This window comes from Serratia quinivorans, assembly GCF_052113645.1.
GTDB lineage: Bacteria > Pseudomonadota > Gammaproteobacteria > Enterobacterales > Enterobacteriaceae > Serratia > Serratia quinivorans_B.
In genome coordinates, this window is sequence record NZ_JBIEIU010000004.1 from 141,314 (window position 1) to 156,687 (window position 15,374).

Annotated in this window: 15 protein-coding genes; 10 read left to right on the top strand and 5 right to left on the bottom strand. The window is 54.2% G+C overall.

The window, feature by feature from the left end:
• Positions 1 to 178: 178 nt before the first annotated feature.
• On the top strand, positions 179 to 1,066 hold the full coding sequence (gene rhtA / locus ACGS9J_RS09840; protein WP_442230742.1) for a threonine/homoserine exporter RhtA: 888 nt from the start codon (positions 179 to 181) through the stop codon (positions 1,064 to 1,066).
• Positions 1,067 to 1,209: 143 nt separating this feature from the next.
• Positions 1,210 to 1,677: an N-acetylneuraminate anomerase gene (gene nanQ / locus ACGS9J_RS09845; RefSeq protein ID WP_442230743.1), complete on the top strand. Its 468-nt coding sequence runs from the start codon at positions 1,210 to 1,212 to the stop codon at positions 1,675 to 1,677.
• 57 nt (positions 1,678 to 1,734) lie between these two features.
• Here the strand turns inward: nanQ and ACGS9J_RS09850 are convergent, their stop codons facing one another.
• Positions 1,735 to 2,274, bottom strand: coding sequence for an adenylate kinase (locus tag ACGS9J_RS09850; protein ID WP_442230744.1), 540 nt, complete (start codon positions 2,272 to 2,274; stop codon positions 1,735 to 1,737).
• Between the two features lie 402 nt (positions 2,275 to 2,676).
• Here ACGS9J_RS09850 and dps point away from each other — a divergent pair, with 402 nt between their 5' ends.
• The 6 genes from dps (at position 2,677) to ybiO (ending at position 8,564) form a co-directional block, all read left to right on the top strand.
• A complete protein-coding gene (gene dps / locus ACGS9J_RS09855; RefSeq protein WP_442230745.1) occupies positions 2,677 to 3,180 on the top strand; it encodes a DNA starvation/stationary phase protection protein Dps in 504 nt (167 codons plus the stop codon).
• Between the two features lie 162 nt (positions 3,181 to 3,342).
• Positions 3,343 to 3,609: a DksA/TraR family C4-type zinc finger protein gene (locus tag ACGS9J_RS09860; protein WP_442230746.1), complete on the top strand. Its 267-nt coding sequence runs from the start codon at positions 3,343 to 3,345 to the stop codon at positions 3,607 to 3,609.
• Positions 3,610 to 3,968: 359 nt separating this feature from the next.
• Positions 3,969 to 4,712, top strand: a complete 744-nt coding sequence (gene glnH / locus ACGS9J_RS09865; RefSeq protein WP_442230747.1) for a glutamine ABC transporter substrate-binding protein GlnH — start codon at positions 3,969 to 3,971, stop codon at positions 4,710 to 4,712.
• A gap of 105 nt (positions 4,713 to 4,817) precedes the next feature.
• Positions 4,818 to 5,477, top strand: coding sequence for a glutamine ABC transporter permease GlnP (gene glnP / locus ACGS9J_RS09870; RefSeq protein WP_012005911.1), 660 nt, complete (start codon positions 4,818 to 4,820; stop codon positions 5,475 to 5,477).
• On the top strand, positions 5,474 to 6,196 hold the full coding sequence (gene glnQ / locus ACGS9J_RS09875) for a glutamine ABC transporter ATP-binding protein GlnQ (RefSeq protein WP_442230748.1): 723 nt from the start codon (positions 5,474 to 5,476) through the stop codon (positions 6,194 to 6,196). The genes glnP and glnQ overlap by 4 nt, the downstream gene beginning before the upstream one ends.
• A 154-nt stretch (positions 6,197 to 6,350) precedes the next feature.
• Positions 6,351 to 8,564, top strand: coding sequence for a mechanosensitive channel protein (gene ybiO, locus ACGS9J_RS09880; protein ID WP_442230749.1), 2,214 nt, complete (start codon positions 6,351 to 6,353; stop codon positions 8,562 to 8,564).
• A 3-nt stretch (positions 8,565 to 8,567) separates the two neighbouring features.
• Here ybiO and ACGS9J_RS09885 read toward each other — a convergent pair whose 3' ends face one another.
• The 3 genes from ACGS9J_RS09885 to rlmF form a co-directional block, all read right to left on the bottom strand.
• Positions 8,568 to 9,578: an alpha/beta hydrolase family protein gene (locus ACGS9J_RS09885; protein ID WP_442230750.1), complete on the bottom strand. Its 1,011-nt coding sequence runs from the start codon at positions 9,576 to 9,578 to the stop codon at positions 8,568 to 8,570.
• Positions 9,579 to 9,688: 110 nt separating this feature from the next.
• Positions 9,689 to 10,993, bottom strand: coding sequence for a methyl-accepting chemotaxis protein (locus ACGS9J_RS09890; protein ID WP_442230751.1), 1,305 nt, complete (start codon positions 10,991 to 10,993; stop codon positions 9,689 to 9,691).
• A gap of 304 nt (positions 10,994 to 11,297) precedes the next feature.
• Positions 11,298 to 12,263, bottom strand: a complete 966-nt coding sequence (gene rlmF, locus ACGS9J_RS09895) for a 23S rRNA (adenine(1618)-N(6))-methyltransferase RlmF (RefSeq protein ID WP_442230752.1) — start codon at positions 12,261 to 12,263, stop codon at positions 11,298 to 11,300.
• Between the two features lie 119 nt (positions 12,264 to 12,382).
• Between rlmF and ACGS9J_RS09900 the strand changes: the two genes are divergently transcribed.
• Together ACGS9J_RS09900 and bhsA are read left to right on the top strand one after the other, a co-directional pair.
• Positions 12,383 to 13,021 (top strand): flavin reductase family protein, encoded by a 639-nt coding sequence (locus ACGS9J_RS09900; RefSeq protein WP_442230753.1) that lies wholly within the window; start codon positions 12,383 to 12,385, stop codon positions 13,019 to 13,021.
• Between the two features lie 165 nt (positions 13,022 to 13,186).
• Positions 13,187 to 13,447, top strand: a complete 261-nt coding sequence (gene bhsA / locus ACGS9J_RS09905) for a multiple stress resistance protein BhsA (protein ID WP_442230754.1) — start codon at positions 13,187 to 13,189, stop codon at positions 13,445 to 13,447.
• A 61-nt stretch (positions 13,448 to 13,508) separates the two neighbouring features.
• On the opposite strand, the gene ACGS9J_RS09910 is transcribed toward bhsA, so the two are convergent.
• Complete coding sequence (locus ACGS9J_RS09910; RefSeq protein WP_442230755.1) at positions 13,509 to 15,365, bottom strand: M3 family metallopeptidase; 1,857 nt, start codon at positions 15,363 to 15,365, stop codon at positions 13,509 to 13,511.
• Between the last annotated feature and the right edge of the window lie 9 nt (positions 15,366 to 15,374).

The window sequence follows — 15,374 nt, forward strand, 5'->3', positions numbered from 1 at the left end:
TATTCCTAAAAAAAGCGCACTTTTTGACCAAAAAACCCAGGTCAGCCCCCTGAGCCAGCACTTTTTTTCGTGGCTAACGCTTTTCGCAGACACATTTACCCTATTTCATTTACACTGCCGTCATCCGAACTTCGACCCTCTTCCCAGGTTGTGGGAAACGCATAAAAGGCTCTAAAGGATGTCCTCGTCTGCCACCACAAAAGCGTCTTCTGCGCTGCTGCCTATCTGTCTGTTGATCATCGCCATGGTGTCGATTCAAAGCGGTGCCTCTCTGGCGAAAAGCCTGTTCCCGCTGGTCGGCGCGGAAGGCATTACCACGCTGCGTTTGAGTATTGGCACGCTGATTTTGTTTATTATATTCCGCCCGTGGCGCATGCGTTTTGCCGCCGGTAGCCGTCTGCCGCTGTTCATCTATGGGCTGGCACTGGGTGCGATGAATTACCTGTTCTATCTTTCTTTGCGCACCCTGCCGCTCGGCATCGCCGTGGCACTGGAGTTTACCGGCCCGCTGGCGGTTGCCATGTTCTCCTCACGCCGTGCGATAGATTTTTTATGGGTGGCGCTGGCGATCGCCGGGTTGTGGTTCCTGCTGCCGCTGGGTCACGACATGGGCAGTATCGATCCCTTTGGCGCAGCCTGCGCGCTGGGCGCCGGGGCCTGTTGGGCGGTCTACATTATCTGCGGTCAGAAGGCAGGCGGCGACCACGGTCCGGGTACCGTAGCGGTGGGCTCACTGATAGCCGCCGTGGTGTTTTGCCCGATTGGTGCCTGGCAAGCCGGCAGCGCGCTGCTCAATATCGACATCCTGCCCGTCGCACTGGCCGTGGCGATCCTCTCCACGGCACTGCCCTATTCCCTGGAAATCATTGCGCTGCCCAAAATACCGGCACGAACCTTCGGCACATTGATGAGCCTGGAGCCGGCTCTGGCTGCACTTTCCGGCATGCTGTTCCTTAATGAACACCTGACGACAGTTCAATGGCTGGCATTGGCGGCAATCATCGCCGCCTCCATGGGGGCGACCCTGACCATCAAGCCTAAACCGCAAATCGAAAACTTGTCCTGAGGATCGGCTACGCCTGCATTTGCCCAAAGCGGAATGCAGGCGGGTTAACTGTTTTCACCTCGGCAAACAGGCATACTTTTCCCCGCAGTCCCCACGTTGTAATGGAACCTAACCCGGCAGGGTTAACCACATGGAGAATTAAAGTGATTTATAACACTCTGTTTAACCCACGCTATGGCCGTGGGCTGTCACCGATACTGATCGAGACCCTCACCACCTTGCGTCAATACGATCTCGCTGAGCTGGCGCAGGGAAGGCATGAGCTAAAGGGTGAGAAGATCTTTATGGACGTGATGACGCTAACCACCGGGTTAGCGGAAAGCAAGCGTGCAGAGCTGCATCAGGAATATGCCGTTATCCATCTGCTCCTCAGCGGCGAAGAACGCATGGATTATGGCTTGCCGGGTGATTGGCAAAGTGAGTTGCCTTATGACGAAGTGCAGGATCTACAACTGCTGGATATCAAACGTCACCGCCAGACGCTGGCGATGTTTCCCGGCATGTACGCCATATTTTTGCCCCATGAACCACATAAGGTCGGTTGCCAACTGAAGGCAGCGATGCCGATCAAAAAAGCGGTGGTGAGAGTGCATTACACCCTGCTGCTGTAACCGGTCAGCCGGTCTCTATGGCCGGCTTTTCACCGTGCTATTCTGACGCCGTCATGATCAAGGCGGCGACAAGGTGCGGATAAACCTCTCGGTCTGCTCCGGCGATCGCAGTCGGATAAAGCGGATATGCTGATACCGGGCATTGTTCATGTCGGCAAGATAGCCGGTGCGGTTCTTACGGTAGGTTTTAATGGTCCACCAGATAATGGACTCGCGGCTGAAAAAAGAGCGGCGAAAGCTCTCGCAGTTACCGGTGCCGGGCCATAGCTCGCTACCCCGCCATGCACGCGTGACCGCCCGACGTACCGCCTGAAACAACGTACGACAGAACCCATAGTCCACCCACACCACCCAATCTACACTTTCCCACTTGATCGCTTTGGTTCGGCTGTAGTTGCCGTCAAGCACCCAACCGCGATCGGCCTCAGCCAGCACCTGCGTGATCCGCGCTAAAAACTCGCCATCGGGCGTGCCCTGCCATTCCGGCCGCCAAAACAGCTTGTCCAGCTCGATATGAGGCAACGCAAACTTTTCCGCTAGCTGACGCGACACCGTACTTTTACCACTGCCACTGGTTCCAACGACGTTAATTTTCATAGGCACGGGAGGTTGTGAAATAAGGAGATCAATATTTTAGCGAGATGTTATTAAGCTATCAATATGAATTAACAGACAATTAACACAAGGGCAGCGCAATGGCCCAGGATAGTATTATCCTAATCAAAAACAGGAATGAGAGTGGTTATTAAACTGTGTTATATAATTATTACAGACTGGAACTATCCTAGCGAACAATGAATTAATTATATCTTTATAATTCATAGCATTAATAAGTTAAAATAAACACAACCCTATAACCCTACCCTTGTTGATATTAATTTTCAACTCGTTGAAACCTATTAATCCAATAGCCATTTTCAGCCTGCAAAACGCTATATCGCTGCTATAATTACTCCCGTGACAAAAATAGGACAATGACCCATAGAGAGGATATCTGATATGAGTACCGCTAAACTGGTGAAAACGAAATCTTCTGACCTGCTCTACACTCGCAATGACATGGACGAAAAAACCAAACTGGAAGCCATCAAGGCGCTGAACCATCAGGTGGTGCAGTTTATCGACCTGTCGTTGATCACCAAACAGGCACACTGGAACATGCGTGGCGCCAATTTTATCGCCGTGCATGAAATGCTGGACGGATTCCGTACCGCAATCATCGATCACCTGGACACTTTTGCCGAGCGCGTAGTGCAGTTAGGCGGCGTAGCCCTGGGCACCGTACAGGTAGTGAACGATAAGACCGCGCTGAAAAGCTATCCGACCAATATCCACAGCGTACAGGAACACCTGAAAGCGCTGGCCGATCGTTATGCGGTGGTCGCGAATGACATTCGCAAGGCCATCACAGAAGTCGCAGATGAAGATACGGCTGATATGTTCACGGCCGCCTCCCGCGACCTGGACAAGTTCCTGTGGTTTATCGAGTCCAACATCGAATAAACCCCGCTATAGATAGATTATCAAAGCGGTCCGCATTGCGGGATTGAACAGGCTGTGGGCTTTGCCCCGGCCTGTTTTTCGTTTATGCCGCTTGAATTGCTCAAAAAACAGCCCATAGTAAATAAATCAAACTGCAAACGACGTTGCAACAGTGAGGTGACCATGGCAAGCGGATGGGCGGCGGACGGCGCCGTGCAAGATCAAATCGACTCCACCGTCGATGATGCCGTACAGCGTGCAAGACAGGCTCTGGGCCAGGGTGAAAGTGAGCATTATTGCCAGGAATGTGGGGAAGAAATTCCTCTGGCACGGCGGCAAGCGCTGAAAGGTGTGCGTTATTGCCTGGCCTGTCAAACCGAGCTGGATAAAAAACAGGCGGCCAACAGTTTGTATAACCGCCGCGGCAGCAAAGACAGCCAGCTGCGTTGAGGTGATGAACGCAAAACACCTTCCCTGCCCCTCTTTCACCGAACACTCCTGCACCAAATGCAACTGCCTTGCGACACAAAAGTTAGAGTTAGTTATCAATATTGAAGCGAAACCGTTAACTATCGGTTGTTTCAGCCCCATTATTTGGTTAATGATAGACCCGTGCACCAACAGGCAACCCGAAGCACTATTTTGGGGCCTCCATTTGGTGCATAAAAATAATAATTCGACATTCAAACCCAACATCACACCGCAACTCTTTGTTTTTATAGTAGTTGAAAACCTGGCACGATTTTTTCATGGCACCAACTGCAATATAAAAAATGGGTAATCCGCAACCTGTACAGGAAATTCCTCTCATGAAGTCAATTTTTAAAGTCTCCCTGGCCGCGCTTTCGCTGGCCTTTGCCGTAAGTTCCCACGCAGCAGATAAACTGGTCGTCGCCACGGATACCGCATTCGTTCCTTTTGAATTCAAGCAAGGCGATAAATACGTAGGTTTCGATATCGACCTGTGGGCCGCTATCGCCAAAGAACTGAAACTGGACTACACCCTGAAACCCATGGATTTCAGCGGCATCATCCCGGCGCTGCAAACCAAGAATATCGATCTGGCGCTGGCCGGGATCACCATTACCGAAGAACGTAAAAAAGCCATCGAATTCTCCGACGGCTACTATAAAAGCGGCCTGCTGGTGATGGTTAACGCCAACGACGACAGCATCAAAGGCATTGACGATCTGAACGGTAAAGTGGTGGCGGTGAAGAGCGGCACCGGCTCCGTGGATTACGCCAAACAACACATCAAAACCAAAGACCTGCGCCAGTTCCCGAACATCGATAACGCCTATATGGAACTGGGCACCAAACGTGCTGACGCCGTGCTGCACGACACGCCAAACATCCTGTACTTCATTAAAACGGCCGGCGCCGGCAAGTTCAAAACCGTTGGCGAATCACTGGAAGCCCAGCAATACGGCATCGCCTTCCCTAAAGGCAGTGACGAGCTGCGCGTGAAGGTGAATGGCGCGCTGAAAACGCTGCGCGACAACGGCACCTACAACGAAATCTACAAAAAATGGTTCGGTACCGAACCTAAATAACGGATGAAGTCAGCCACTGATTCACTTAAGCACAGGGGTGGTGCCTTAGCCCCTGCGCTTTGTTGTATCTGATTCCCACGTTTGGGATCACCGGGAGAAAATACCATGCAGTTTGACTGGAGTGCCATCTGGCCCGCCATCCCTATCCTGTTAGAAGGCGCCAAAATGACCCTGTGGATTTCGGTCCTCGGTCTGATTGGCGGCCTGATCATCGGCCTTGTGGCCGGTTTTGCCCGTACCTACGGCGGTTGGATTGCCAACCACGTCGCCCTGGTATTCATCGAAGTTATCCGCGGCACACCGATCGTAGTGCAGGTGATGTTTATTTACTTCGCCCTGCCAATGGCGTTCAGCGATTTGCGCATCGATCCCTTTAGCGCGGCGGTGGTCACCATAATGATCAACTCCGGTGCCTACATTGCAGAAATCACCCGCGGTGCCGTGTTGTCTATCCATAGCGGCTTTCGTGAAGCCGGCCTGGCTCTGGGTCTGTCGCGCCGTGAAACCATCCGCTATGTCATTATGCCGCTGGCGCTGCGCCGTATGCTGCCACCGCTGGGCAACCAGTGGATCATCAGCATCAAAGACACTTCGCTGTTTATCGTGATCGGTGTGGCAGAACTGACCCGTCAGGGCCAGGAGATTATTGCCGGTAACTTCCGTGCGCTGGAAATCTGGAGCGCCGTGGCGGTTATTTATCTGATTATTACTCTGGTGCTGAGCTTCGTGCTGCGTCGTCTGGAAAGAAGGATGAAAATCCTGTGATTGAATTTAAAAACGTCTCCAAGCACTTTGGGCAAACCCAGGTGTTGCACAACATTGACCTGAAAATTAACCAGGGTGAAGTGGTGGTGATTATCGGGCCTTCCGGCTCCGGCAAGTCCACGCTGCTGCGCTGCATCAACAAACTGGAAGAGATCACCAGCGGTGATCTGATCGTCGATGGCCTGAAAGCCAACGATCCCAAGGTGGACGATCGCCTGATCCGTCAGGAAGCCGGCATGGTGTTTCAACAGTTCTACCTGTTCCCCCACCTGACCGCGTTGGAAAACGTCGCCTTTGGTCCTATCCGCGTACGCGGTTTGAAAAAGTCGGATGCGGAAAAACTGGCGCGCGAACTGCTGGCCAAAGTGGGCCTGGCAGAACGTGCCCATCACTATCCGTCAGAGCTTTCCGGCGGCCAGCAGCAGCGTGTGGCAATCGCCCGTGCACTGGCGGTAAAACCGAAAATGATGCTGTTTGATGAACCTACCTCCGCCCTTGATCCGGAACTGCGCCATGAAGTGTTGAAAGTCATGCAGGATCTGGCAGAGGAAGGCATGACCATGGTGATCGTCACCCACGAAGTCGGCTTTGCCGAAAAAGTGGCTTCGCGACTGATCTTTATTGATAAGGGCCGGATTGCGGAAGACGGCAACCCGCATGAGTTGATCAACAACCCGCCAAGCCCGCGCTTGCAAGAGTTCTTGCAGCACGTTTCCTGATTTATCCTGCTCAACGGCGGGCCGGTTCCAGGCCCGCCGTTTCTATTTAGCACTCGTTACCACGCCATGTGGCTCTTCATTTCCTACTATATTCCTTGTTTTTGTTAACATTTGTATTTAACCCGCCGATTGACAGAGCACCAAGAGAGGATAAATGCCCGCTACCGCATGTTCCCGATTAGGTTCTCATCTGCGAGAACACCTGTTTCCCCTGTTACTGCTGCTGATCACCTGCACAGTTTCCCCGCAGACTGCGGCGCAACCCGCACAGAAGGCCGACTCAAGCGCCCAAACCGAGCAGCAAAAGGCCTCTTACGCCGCGCTGGCGGATATTTTGCAAGACGATAAAGCCCGTGCCGGGCTGATCAGCCACCTCAGGCAGGCGGCAGGCGAATCTTCTGCTGCGCCGCCTAAAACCGAAGCGCCGGCACCGTCCGACTCGCTGAGCGACAACCTCACCAGTTTGGCGCAGGACAGCCTTAGCACCCTTAGCCAGAAGTTAAACTCAAGACAAAAGCTGATCGATTCCGGGCCAAAGCGTACTTTTCATTTCGATCGTTTTATTCAAGCGCTGGGTTATTTTCTGCTGACGGTTGCGGTGACCTTCGCTCTCTTCCATCTGATCCGCCAGATCATCCGCCCACTGTACAAACGGATAGGAAATTGGGGGCATAACGCCAAACTGCAACATGAATCCTGGTACAAACTGCCGGCGGCGATCCTCGGGGCCTTCGCGATCGATCTGCTGGTGCTATTGCTGGCGCTAGCTGCGGGTAATCTGTTTGCCCGCCATGTCCACGCCGACAGCGCCACCATCCTGCGTTTGCAAACCCTGTTTCTTGGTGCCTTTGCAGTCATCGAATTCTTCAAGGCGGTGCTGCGACTGATTTTTGCACCAAATTTTGATTATCTGCGCCCCTTTGCATTCACCGATGCCGTAGCCCAATACTGGAATAAACGCCTTGCCTGGTTGAGCGGTCTGATTGGTTACGGCCTGATGGTGGTGGTGCCGGTAGTGGCGACACAAATCAGCTACCCCGCAGCAGCCGCCGCCAATCTGGTTATCATGCTGGCACTGACGCTGTACGCGCTGGCGTTGATCCTGCGTAACCGCAAACCGATACAGCAACAGATTAACCTGTTGGCCGAACGCTCTATGGCCTTCTTCAGCATCATTTTGCGTGGTCTGGGGCATGTCTGGCACCTTCTGGCGATCGCTTATTTTCTGGCGTTGTTTGTGCTGTCGCAGTTTGATATTGGCAACAGCCTGAGCTTTATGATGACCGCAACGGTGAAAAGCCTGTTGGTTATTGGCGTCGGTGCATTGCTATCCGGTATGCTGACCCGCTGGATTTTCCGCCGCATTTCACTGCCGGATGATGTCAACCAGCGCTACCCCATGCTGGAACGACGCATTAATTCCTATATTCCCAATGGGTTGAAAATATTGCGGGTGATGGTGGTGCTGGCAGTAATGCTGTTGCTGCTTGACGCCTGGCACCTGATCAACCTCTACCAATGGGCCGGCAGCGAGAACGGTGAAAAAATCATTGGCGGGCTGGTGCATATCCTGCTGATCCTGGTGGTTGCCGTCATCAGTTGGACCCTGATGGCCAGCATTATCGAGCATCGATTGGCACTGGAATTGAGTAACGGCATCCGCCCAAGTGCGCGTGAACGCACGCTGTTGACGCTGTTTCGCAACGTGCTGGCCATCGTGATCAGCACCATCACCATTATGATTGTGCTGTCGCAGGTGGGGATTAACATTGCGCCCCTTCTGGCCGGTGCCGGGGCGCTGGGTCTGGCTATCAGCTTTGGCGCGCAAACTCTGGTGAAGGACGTGATTACCGGTGTATTCATTCAGTTTGAGAACGGGATGAATACCGGCGAATATGTGACCGTCAGCGGCATCACCGGTACGGTGGAACGTATGACCATCCGCTCTATCGGCCTGCGGGACGATTATGGCGTATATCATATCGTCCCTTTCTCTTCGATCACGACGCTGGCAAACTACGCCCGAGAATTTGGCGTTTACCGTGCCAACTACAGCGTTAGCCGCGATCAAGACATCGATCATGTTCATGAGGTGCTGCATCAGGCGGTTGCCGCATTAAAACAGGATGAACAGGTGAAACACTTCCTGGTGGGTGAGCCGGTGTTCAACGGCGTAGTGGCGCTGGGCGATCGTTCCTTCACCACCCGGGTGACCGTGCGTACCCAGGCATTAAAACAGTGGGTTGTGCAGTACGCCCTGGACCGTCTGGTAAAAATACACTTTGATCAAGCCGGTATCGCCACGCCGCAACAGGCGATTCAACTTTCTTATGCTCAGGGCACTGGCGAACCGCCCGCAGCCCAATAACAATTATTGCACATGGCCACAAGGCTGAGCGCCAAGGAAGGTCGCAATATCTCGCAGGTAGGCTTCGTCCTGCACAGAACGGGGGGCGAACAAACCAATAACATTGACCAGCAGCGGATAACGCACAAACAGCGGTTTCATCATTCGATGATCGGCAGGCTCAATACGGGTTACCGTCAGCAGATCCGCAGGTATATTTTGTCTGTAAATACGTTCAGTTTCATCGGCGTCGACATTAAGATCGCGCCCCCCGACGATCAGATGCACCGGCGTTTTGAAATTGTGTAATCCCGCCGTGGCGTCACTGGCCATATTGGTACGAATAAACTGCCAGCGATCGACGCTGATAGTCGCTGAAGCGCCATACTCTTTACGATACTGTGCGTAGCCGTCAGGCTGACCGAGCAGTGACAACAAATGCTGGCCCTGGAGCTCGCGCGCCTTAATCTGCGCTTGCGTTTTCCCCGCAGCCACCATTTCCGCCCGGGTGTTATAGCGCCCCTGGTGAAGCCAGTTAATTGCCGGCGCCACTGCCAGCGTGAAGGCAATATCCGGCCGTTGAGCGGCAATGCCAGGCATGACCCAGCCAGCCTGGCTAGCCCCCCATAACCCGGTGCATTGCGAATTAAAACGCCCGTCTTTTCTAGCCCAGTCGATAATATCGACAGCTTCATTAGCCCGATCGCTCATGGTTTGATGCAGCCAGTTACCGGAAGAGCCACCAACCCCCGCTTTGTCGAAGGCCATAACGGCGTACCCTTGTTCAGCCATGGTTTCCCAGAGACTATAATAATCTTCATCCCGGTCTGCATTGGCCGGGCCATCGCCATGAATAAAGACAATGACGCCCGGCTTACCCTCTGTTTTTTTAGGTAATACCAACGTGCCGGTAAGTCGATTCCCGCCGGCATTCAGCGCTATCGGTTCGCTGACAAATTGATAATCATTGATATAAATGACCCACGCCAAAGCCACTACTATCAACACCAACAATGCGGCCGCTATTTTTTTCATTAGGTTCCCTCTTATGAAATGCTTTTTCCATCAACTGCCTTGGTTGGCAAGCGGTCAAACCGCTCATGCCCTGCGCCAGCCCCGACCAGTGGAGCCGGCGCAGGAGAGGCTCAGTGCAGCGCCTCACTTTGCTTCACAGAGGTAAACGTCTGCATCAGCTTCACCACATCCTGCATACCCACATTCACCCGATTGATCACTTCACCGGCGTCGTGGGTCAGCATAACGCCACCGTCCGCCTGCTCCACGCAGACCGCCATACCGGCAATCGCCGCCGCCACGCCCTGCTGAATGGATTTGGTGATACGTTCAATTTCGGTCGCCGCCTGGCGGGACTGCTCCGCCAGGGTTCGCACTTCATTAGCGACAACGGCAAACCCACGGCCGTGCTCGCCCGCATGTGCAGCCTCAATCGAAGCGTTGATGGCCAACAGGTTGGTTTGAGAGGCGATTTTACGGATCGCCTCTACCATCGCTCCTATCTGCTGTGAACCATTGCCCAATTCGCTGACCACCGCAGAAGTCTCGCGCGCAGCTTCCTCTACCTGCCGCATCCCCGCCACCGCTTGCTGAACGATTACCGCCCCCTGGGCCGCGGTTCGATCGGTATCCAGAGAAAGGTGATGGACGTTACACACCATTTCTTCTTCATGCTGTTGCTGGAGCATTTGCCGGGTGATGTCCTGAGCGATTTTCACCACTTTCACCACTTGCCCGTCATCGTCGAGGATCGGGTTATAGCTGGCCTCCAGCCATACTCGTTCCCCACGCCGATTGACGCGCTCAAAACGCCCGGTGATAAACTCGCCGCGCGACAACCTCCGCCAATGTTGGCGATAATCGTCGGAAGCGACAAACTCTGGCGGACAGAGCATCGCATGCGCCTGCCCGCGCGCTTCTTCTGGACGGTACCCCATCAGGTTCAGCATATTGCTGTTGGCGTCGAGGATGTTTCCCTGCGCATCGAAAGTGATCATCGCCATAGAACGGTTTAACGCCGCCAATAAACTCTGATGCTCCTGCGCCTGAGTAACGCGTTTCGTCACCACGCTGGCGATCTTGACGATCTCCATCACCCGCCCCTGTTTATTCATGACCGGGGTATAGGTGCCCTGCAGCCACACGGCCTCTCCGTCTTTGCGAATGCGTTTTATATTATCGGTAATGGGCTTGCCATTATTTAACATATCCCAATGCTGGCGGTAAGCCGAGCTGGCGGCATATTCCGGGGAGCAAAAAAGGCGGTGATGCCGACCGATAACTTCCTGCCGCTGGAATCCCATGGCTTTTAGAAATAAATCGTTAGCACGCAGCACGGTGCCATCGGGTTTAAATACGATCATGGCAACGGCATTTTCTATCGCGCTCAACTCAGCGCGGCTGTGGGTATTTAACTGACTGAATCGTAACAGCATAAGGTAAAAATCCTTCTGGCAGATGATTTAGCAAACAGGTGCTTTTCATTTTATTTTTCCTGCACGCTGCGCCCACACGCAGGCGTGCAACAGCCAGAGAAACAGGCAGACCTTATTCTCCTGGCAGATAACACTGACCGGGGTAAAAATATCAATTAAGTAAGGTAACTATTATGTTTTGAATAAATGATTTATTTAAGATTATTGTTATTGGAGGACATCTTGAGAATAACGCAACATGCAGAAATTGAAAGGGAAATGCGAAGTTTTATTGGTGCCGGTTAAATCACCGGCACCCGGGAAATTATGCCCAGCGTTCTGCCGCCCAGGCAGCCTGCTGTTGTGCATCATGGAAGGTCCAGGCGACAAAGCGGCTGATCTTTTGCCCCTGAGCCATTTCGATAGTGCGCACTTCGGCTGCACCTGCCAGCTTCAACGCGTGATAAATCGAGGGCAACGTGGTGTTTTTGGAGATCAATGAGGTGAACCACAGGCAGTTCTGCGCCTTGCCGACGCTCTCCTCTACCATTTTACGCACGAAGGCTTCTTCGCCGCCCTCACACCACAATTCGTTATTTTTGCCGCCGAAGTTCTGCACCGGCTTATCGGCCACTTCGCCTTTGCCCAGCTTGTGCAGTTTGCGACGGGTGCTGGCTCGCGCTTCCTGCTCAGAGCCGTGGAACGGCGGGTTGCACAGCGTGGCATCAAATTTTTCCGCCACGCCAATGATGCCGTTAAAGATAAACTCGGGTTGCTTTTGCAAACGCAGACGCACGCTGTTTCTCAGCGTCGGGTTCATCTCCACGATCATTTTGGCCGAATTGAGCGACACCGGGTCGATTTCCGAACCGGTAAAACGCCAGCCATAGTCGCGCAAACCGACAATCGGATAAATGCAGTTGGCGCCAATGCCCACATCGAGGATCGCCACGCCTTTACCACGGGGTATCTCACCGCCGTTGCTGGTTGCCAGCAGATCCGCCAGATGGTGCAAGTAGTCGGCACGCCCTGGGATCGGCGGGCACAGGTAGTCGGCGGGAATATCCCAGTGTTCGATACCATAAAAATGTTGCAGCAACGCACGGTTGAGCATTTTAACCGCCGCCGGATCGGCAAAATCCACCGAGATATCGCCCCAGGCGTTCGGCTTGACGAACGGCTCCAGCGCAGGGCAGCTGGCGATCAGCGCCGGGAAATCATAGCGCGAACGATGACGGTTACGCGGGTGCAGGCCGCTTTTCTGCTGCGGGAAGGTTTTCTTTTTTTCCACCGTGACGGGCTCTCTTAAAGGTATTTCTGGCGCGTAAGATACCATAAAGCCGCGGCAAACTTGCAGCCAACGGGAAACGCGTCAGAATAAAAGCTCTGTTTAGCCATCTCAGGTCACTTATGAGCAGTGAGTCACGTTATTACTATGAACCCGCCGCAGGCCATGGCCTGCCGCACGATCCGCTGAACGCCATCGTCGGGCCACGTCCCATAGGTTGGATCTCATCGATCAGCGCCACCGGCCAGCGCAATCTGGCGCCCTACAGCTTTTTTAACTGTTTCAACTACCGCCCGCCGATCATCGGCTTCGCCAGCAGCGGTTGGAAAGACAGCGTGGCGAACATCGTCGAAACCGGGGAGTTTGTCTGGAATCTGGCGACGCGCCCACTGGCCGATGCCATGAACAACAGTTCCGCCAGCCTGGCACGTGGCGAAGACGAGTTTGCCTTTGCTGGCGTGACGCCGCTGCCCAGTCGCCGGGTGAAGGCCGAACGCGTCGCAGAAAGCCCGGTGAATTTTGAATGCCGCCTGTCACAGTGCATTCAGTTACAAAGCGCCGCCGGGAAAAAGGTGGAAACCTGGCTGGTACTGGGGGAAGTCGTGGCAGTGCATATCGATCCGGCGCTGCTGGACGAGCATGGCGTCTATCAGACCGCCGCTGCCGAACCTATCCTGCGCGCCGGCGGCCCGACCGCCTATTATGGCATCTCGGAACTGCACCGTTTCGATCTGGTGCGCCCGGATGCGAAACAGCGCTGACAAGTGACCCTTTCTCCCCCCGCGGAGTAAGGGTTAATTAACAATCAAAAAAACTGAAAGATATTATCAATACTCTCCGATTTCATCCTTCCTGTCGTTGCGTAATAATTACTCCATCGAAAGGCAACCCCTTTCTCCCTTACAAACTTGACAGGAATGACCATCATGAAAAACATCAAAACTTTTGCTGCTGCTATCGCACTGACCCTAGTATCTTTCACTTCTTTCGCTGCCGACTACGTCAGCGCACAGGATGCCGGCCAGTTTGAGAAAGCCGGCGTGATCTCTGCCAGTGGCGCGACTGACCTGAGCAGCCTGAAAGCGCAACTGTCCGCCAAAGCCGACGCAGCCGGTGCCAAAGCCTTCACCATTACCTCCGCCGGTGGCAACAACCTGATGCACGGGACTGCGGTCATTTATAACTGATTGACTGATTACAATGAAAAAGCCCGCCGATATGCACTATCGGCGGGCTTTTTTATGCGGTTTAGCCCAAGCGCGCGTTAATCGCCGCAGCAAAATCACGGCACATTTTTTCATCGCCTTCGGCGTTATCCGCCAGGACCCGATCGCCATCCACCACGCGGATATGCGCCGCCAAATCGAAGTCTGCCGCTGGCTGTGGCCGGGCAACCGCAGCAGCGATGGTTTGCTGCGCCGCCTGCCAGGCCTGTGCCACGGTCTGGTTGCAAGCCTGTGCCAGATAGTCCGGATTGAAACCTTCACCCGTCAGGCTACGCAGCGTATCGTCGTGGCTGACACTGTTACCCGGCAGCCAGTAGTGGCGAGCCAGATCCGGCCCTATTGCCGGGTTATCGGTAAGGTAACCGTCACGCTGCAGGAAGAAATGGCGCGTCTGTTCAACCGCCATCAACGCCAGCAGGTAGCCCTGATACGAACAGGCCGACTCCAGCGACAACAAATGCGGGATCGCCAAGGTCGGGCGCGGACTGCCGCTGATGCCCAATATTTTCTGTTCAATCTCACGCGCCAGTGCGGTGATGGCTTCCGGCGTGCGTTGCTCATCATCCCATTGATACAGCGCCCACTCAAAGTAAGGCACCAACAGAATATGACGTTCATTGAACGCGCGCATCGGCTGACGCGCAGCGATACTGGCCTCAATCAACGCATCCGGTACTGGCTCGCCGGCCGCATTTTTCGCATAGCGTTTCAGCCAATCGGCATCGTCCAACAGACTGTCGCAGAACATCGACTGGGTTTCGGCATAGGCCATGGAGGTCGGCGGGAACTCCTGCGAGAAACAGGGGGCGTTCTGGCAAATGTTGGCAAAGTGCGCGGCGTGGCCACCTTCGTGGAACAGCGTATTCAGCCCATGAGCCCCGCTGCCGACCTGATCCGGCTGCGCCAGACTGGTGAAGTTAATCCGCGCCGGCAGCCATTTGCCCTGCTGGATAAACGGCGGCACCGGCCCGTGCATAAACCCGTTTTCATACTTGCCCTCACGCACCAGCAGATCGAGATCCATCTGCGCGCCACGAAAACCGATATGCAGCCGTTTGAAGCTGTTGATCCAACGCTCCAGCGACTGGGCAAACGGGAAGTAAGGATCCAGTTGGCGGGTCACATCACCGGCACTGGCAAAGCGGAGGTTCCAGGGCTCCAGCGCCTGCTCGCCCTTCTCCGCCGCCAACTGTTGCAGGCTGCGTGAATTGGCTTCGCGGGTTTGCTGCTCGAAACGGTCAAGAATGGCGAACAGCTGCTCCGGCGTCATACGCTCGGTTTTGTTCACCTTATAATCAAAATAGTTGCGAAAACCCATCTGGCGCGCAAAACGGTTCCGCAGGCCAATCAGCTCCGGCAGGCCGTTATGCAGCAACCACTGCTCCAGCTCACGCAATGCCATTTGCGAGCTGCGGCGATACTCTTCGTTTTCATTGGTGGCCTGGTTAGTCAACAGCTCGCCGAGTGAGGCATTTACCCGCTGCCCGGTGGCATTCAGGTGGCTGACCGGATTGGCCTTACGCCGGGTATAAAGGTCCGCCTCGGCGCTGATGATTTGGTCCAGCAGGTTCTGGGCCTCGGGATCTTCAATCGCGTTACAGTCAAAGAAACGCAACCAACCATTCAGTCCATGCTGTAGCGCATCACGCTGAGCGTCCTGCGGCAGCGCCTCCAGCCCGGCCAGCAGCCGGCGGATTTCCGCCAGACGATGCGGCTCGGCGATAAAACGTTTATACGCGCTTTCTGCCGCCGAGAAGCGTGCCGAAACGTCATCGCCGCCGATGCCCATATAGTTCTGCCAGAACAGGTCTTCTTTGGTGCGGTGAACGTCGAGGTAATCCTGATTCAATTGATTGAAATAATCGAGAGCCTGTTGCATAACCATCCT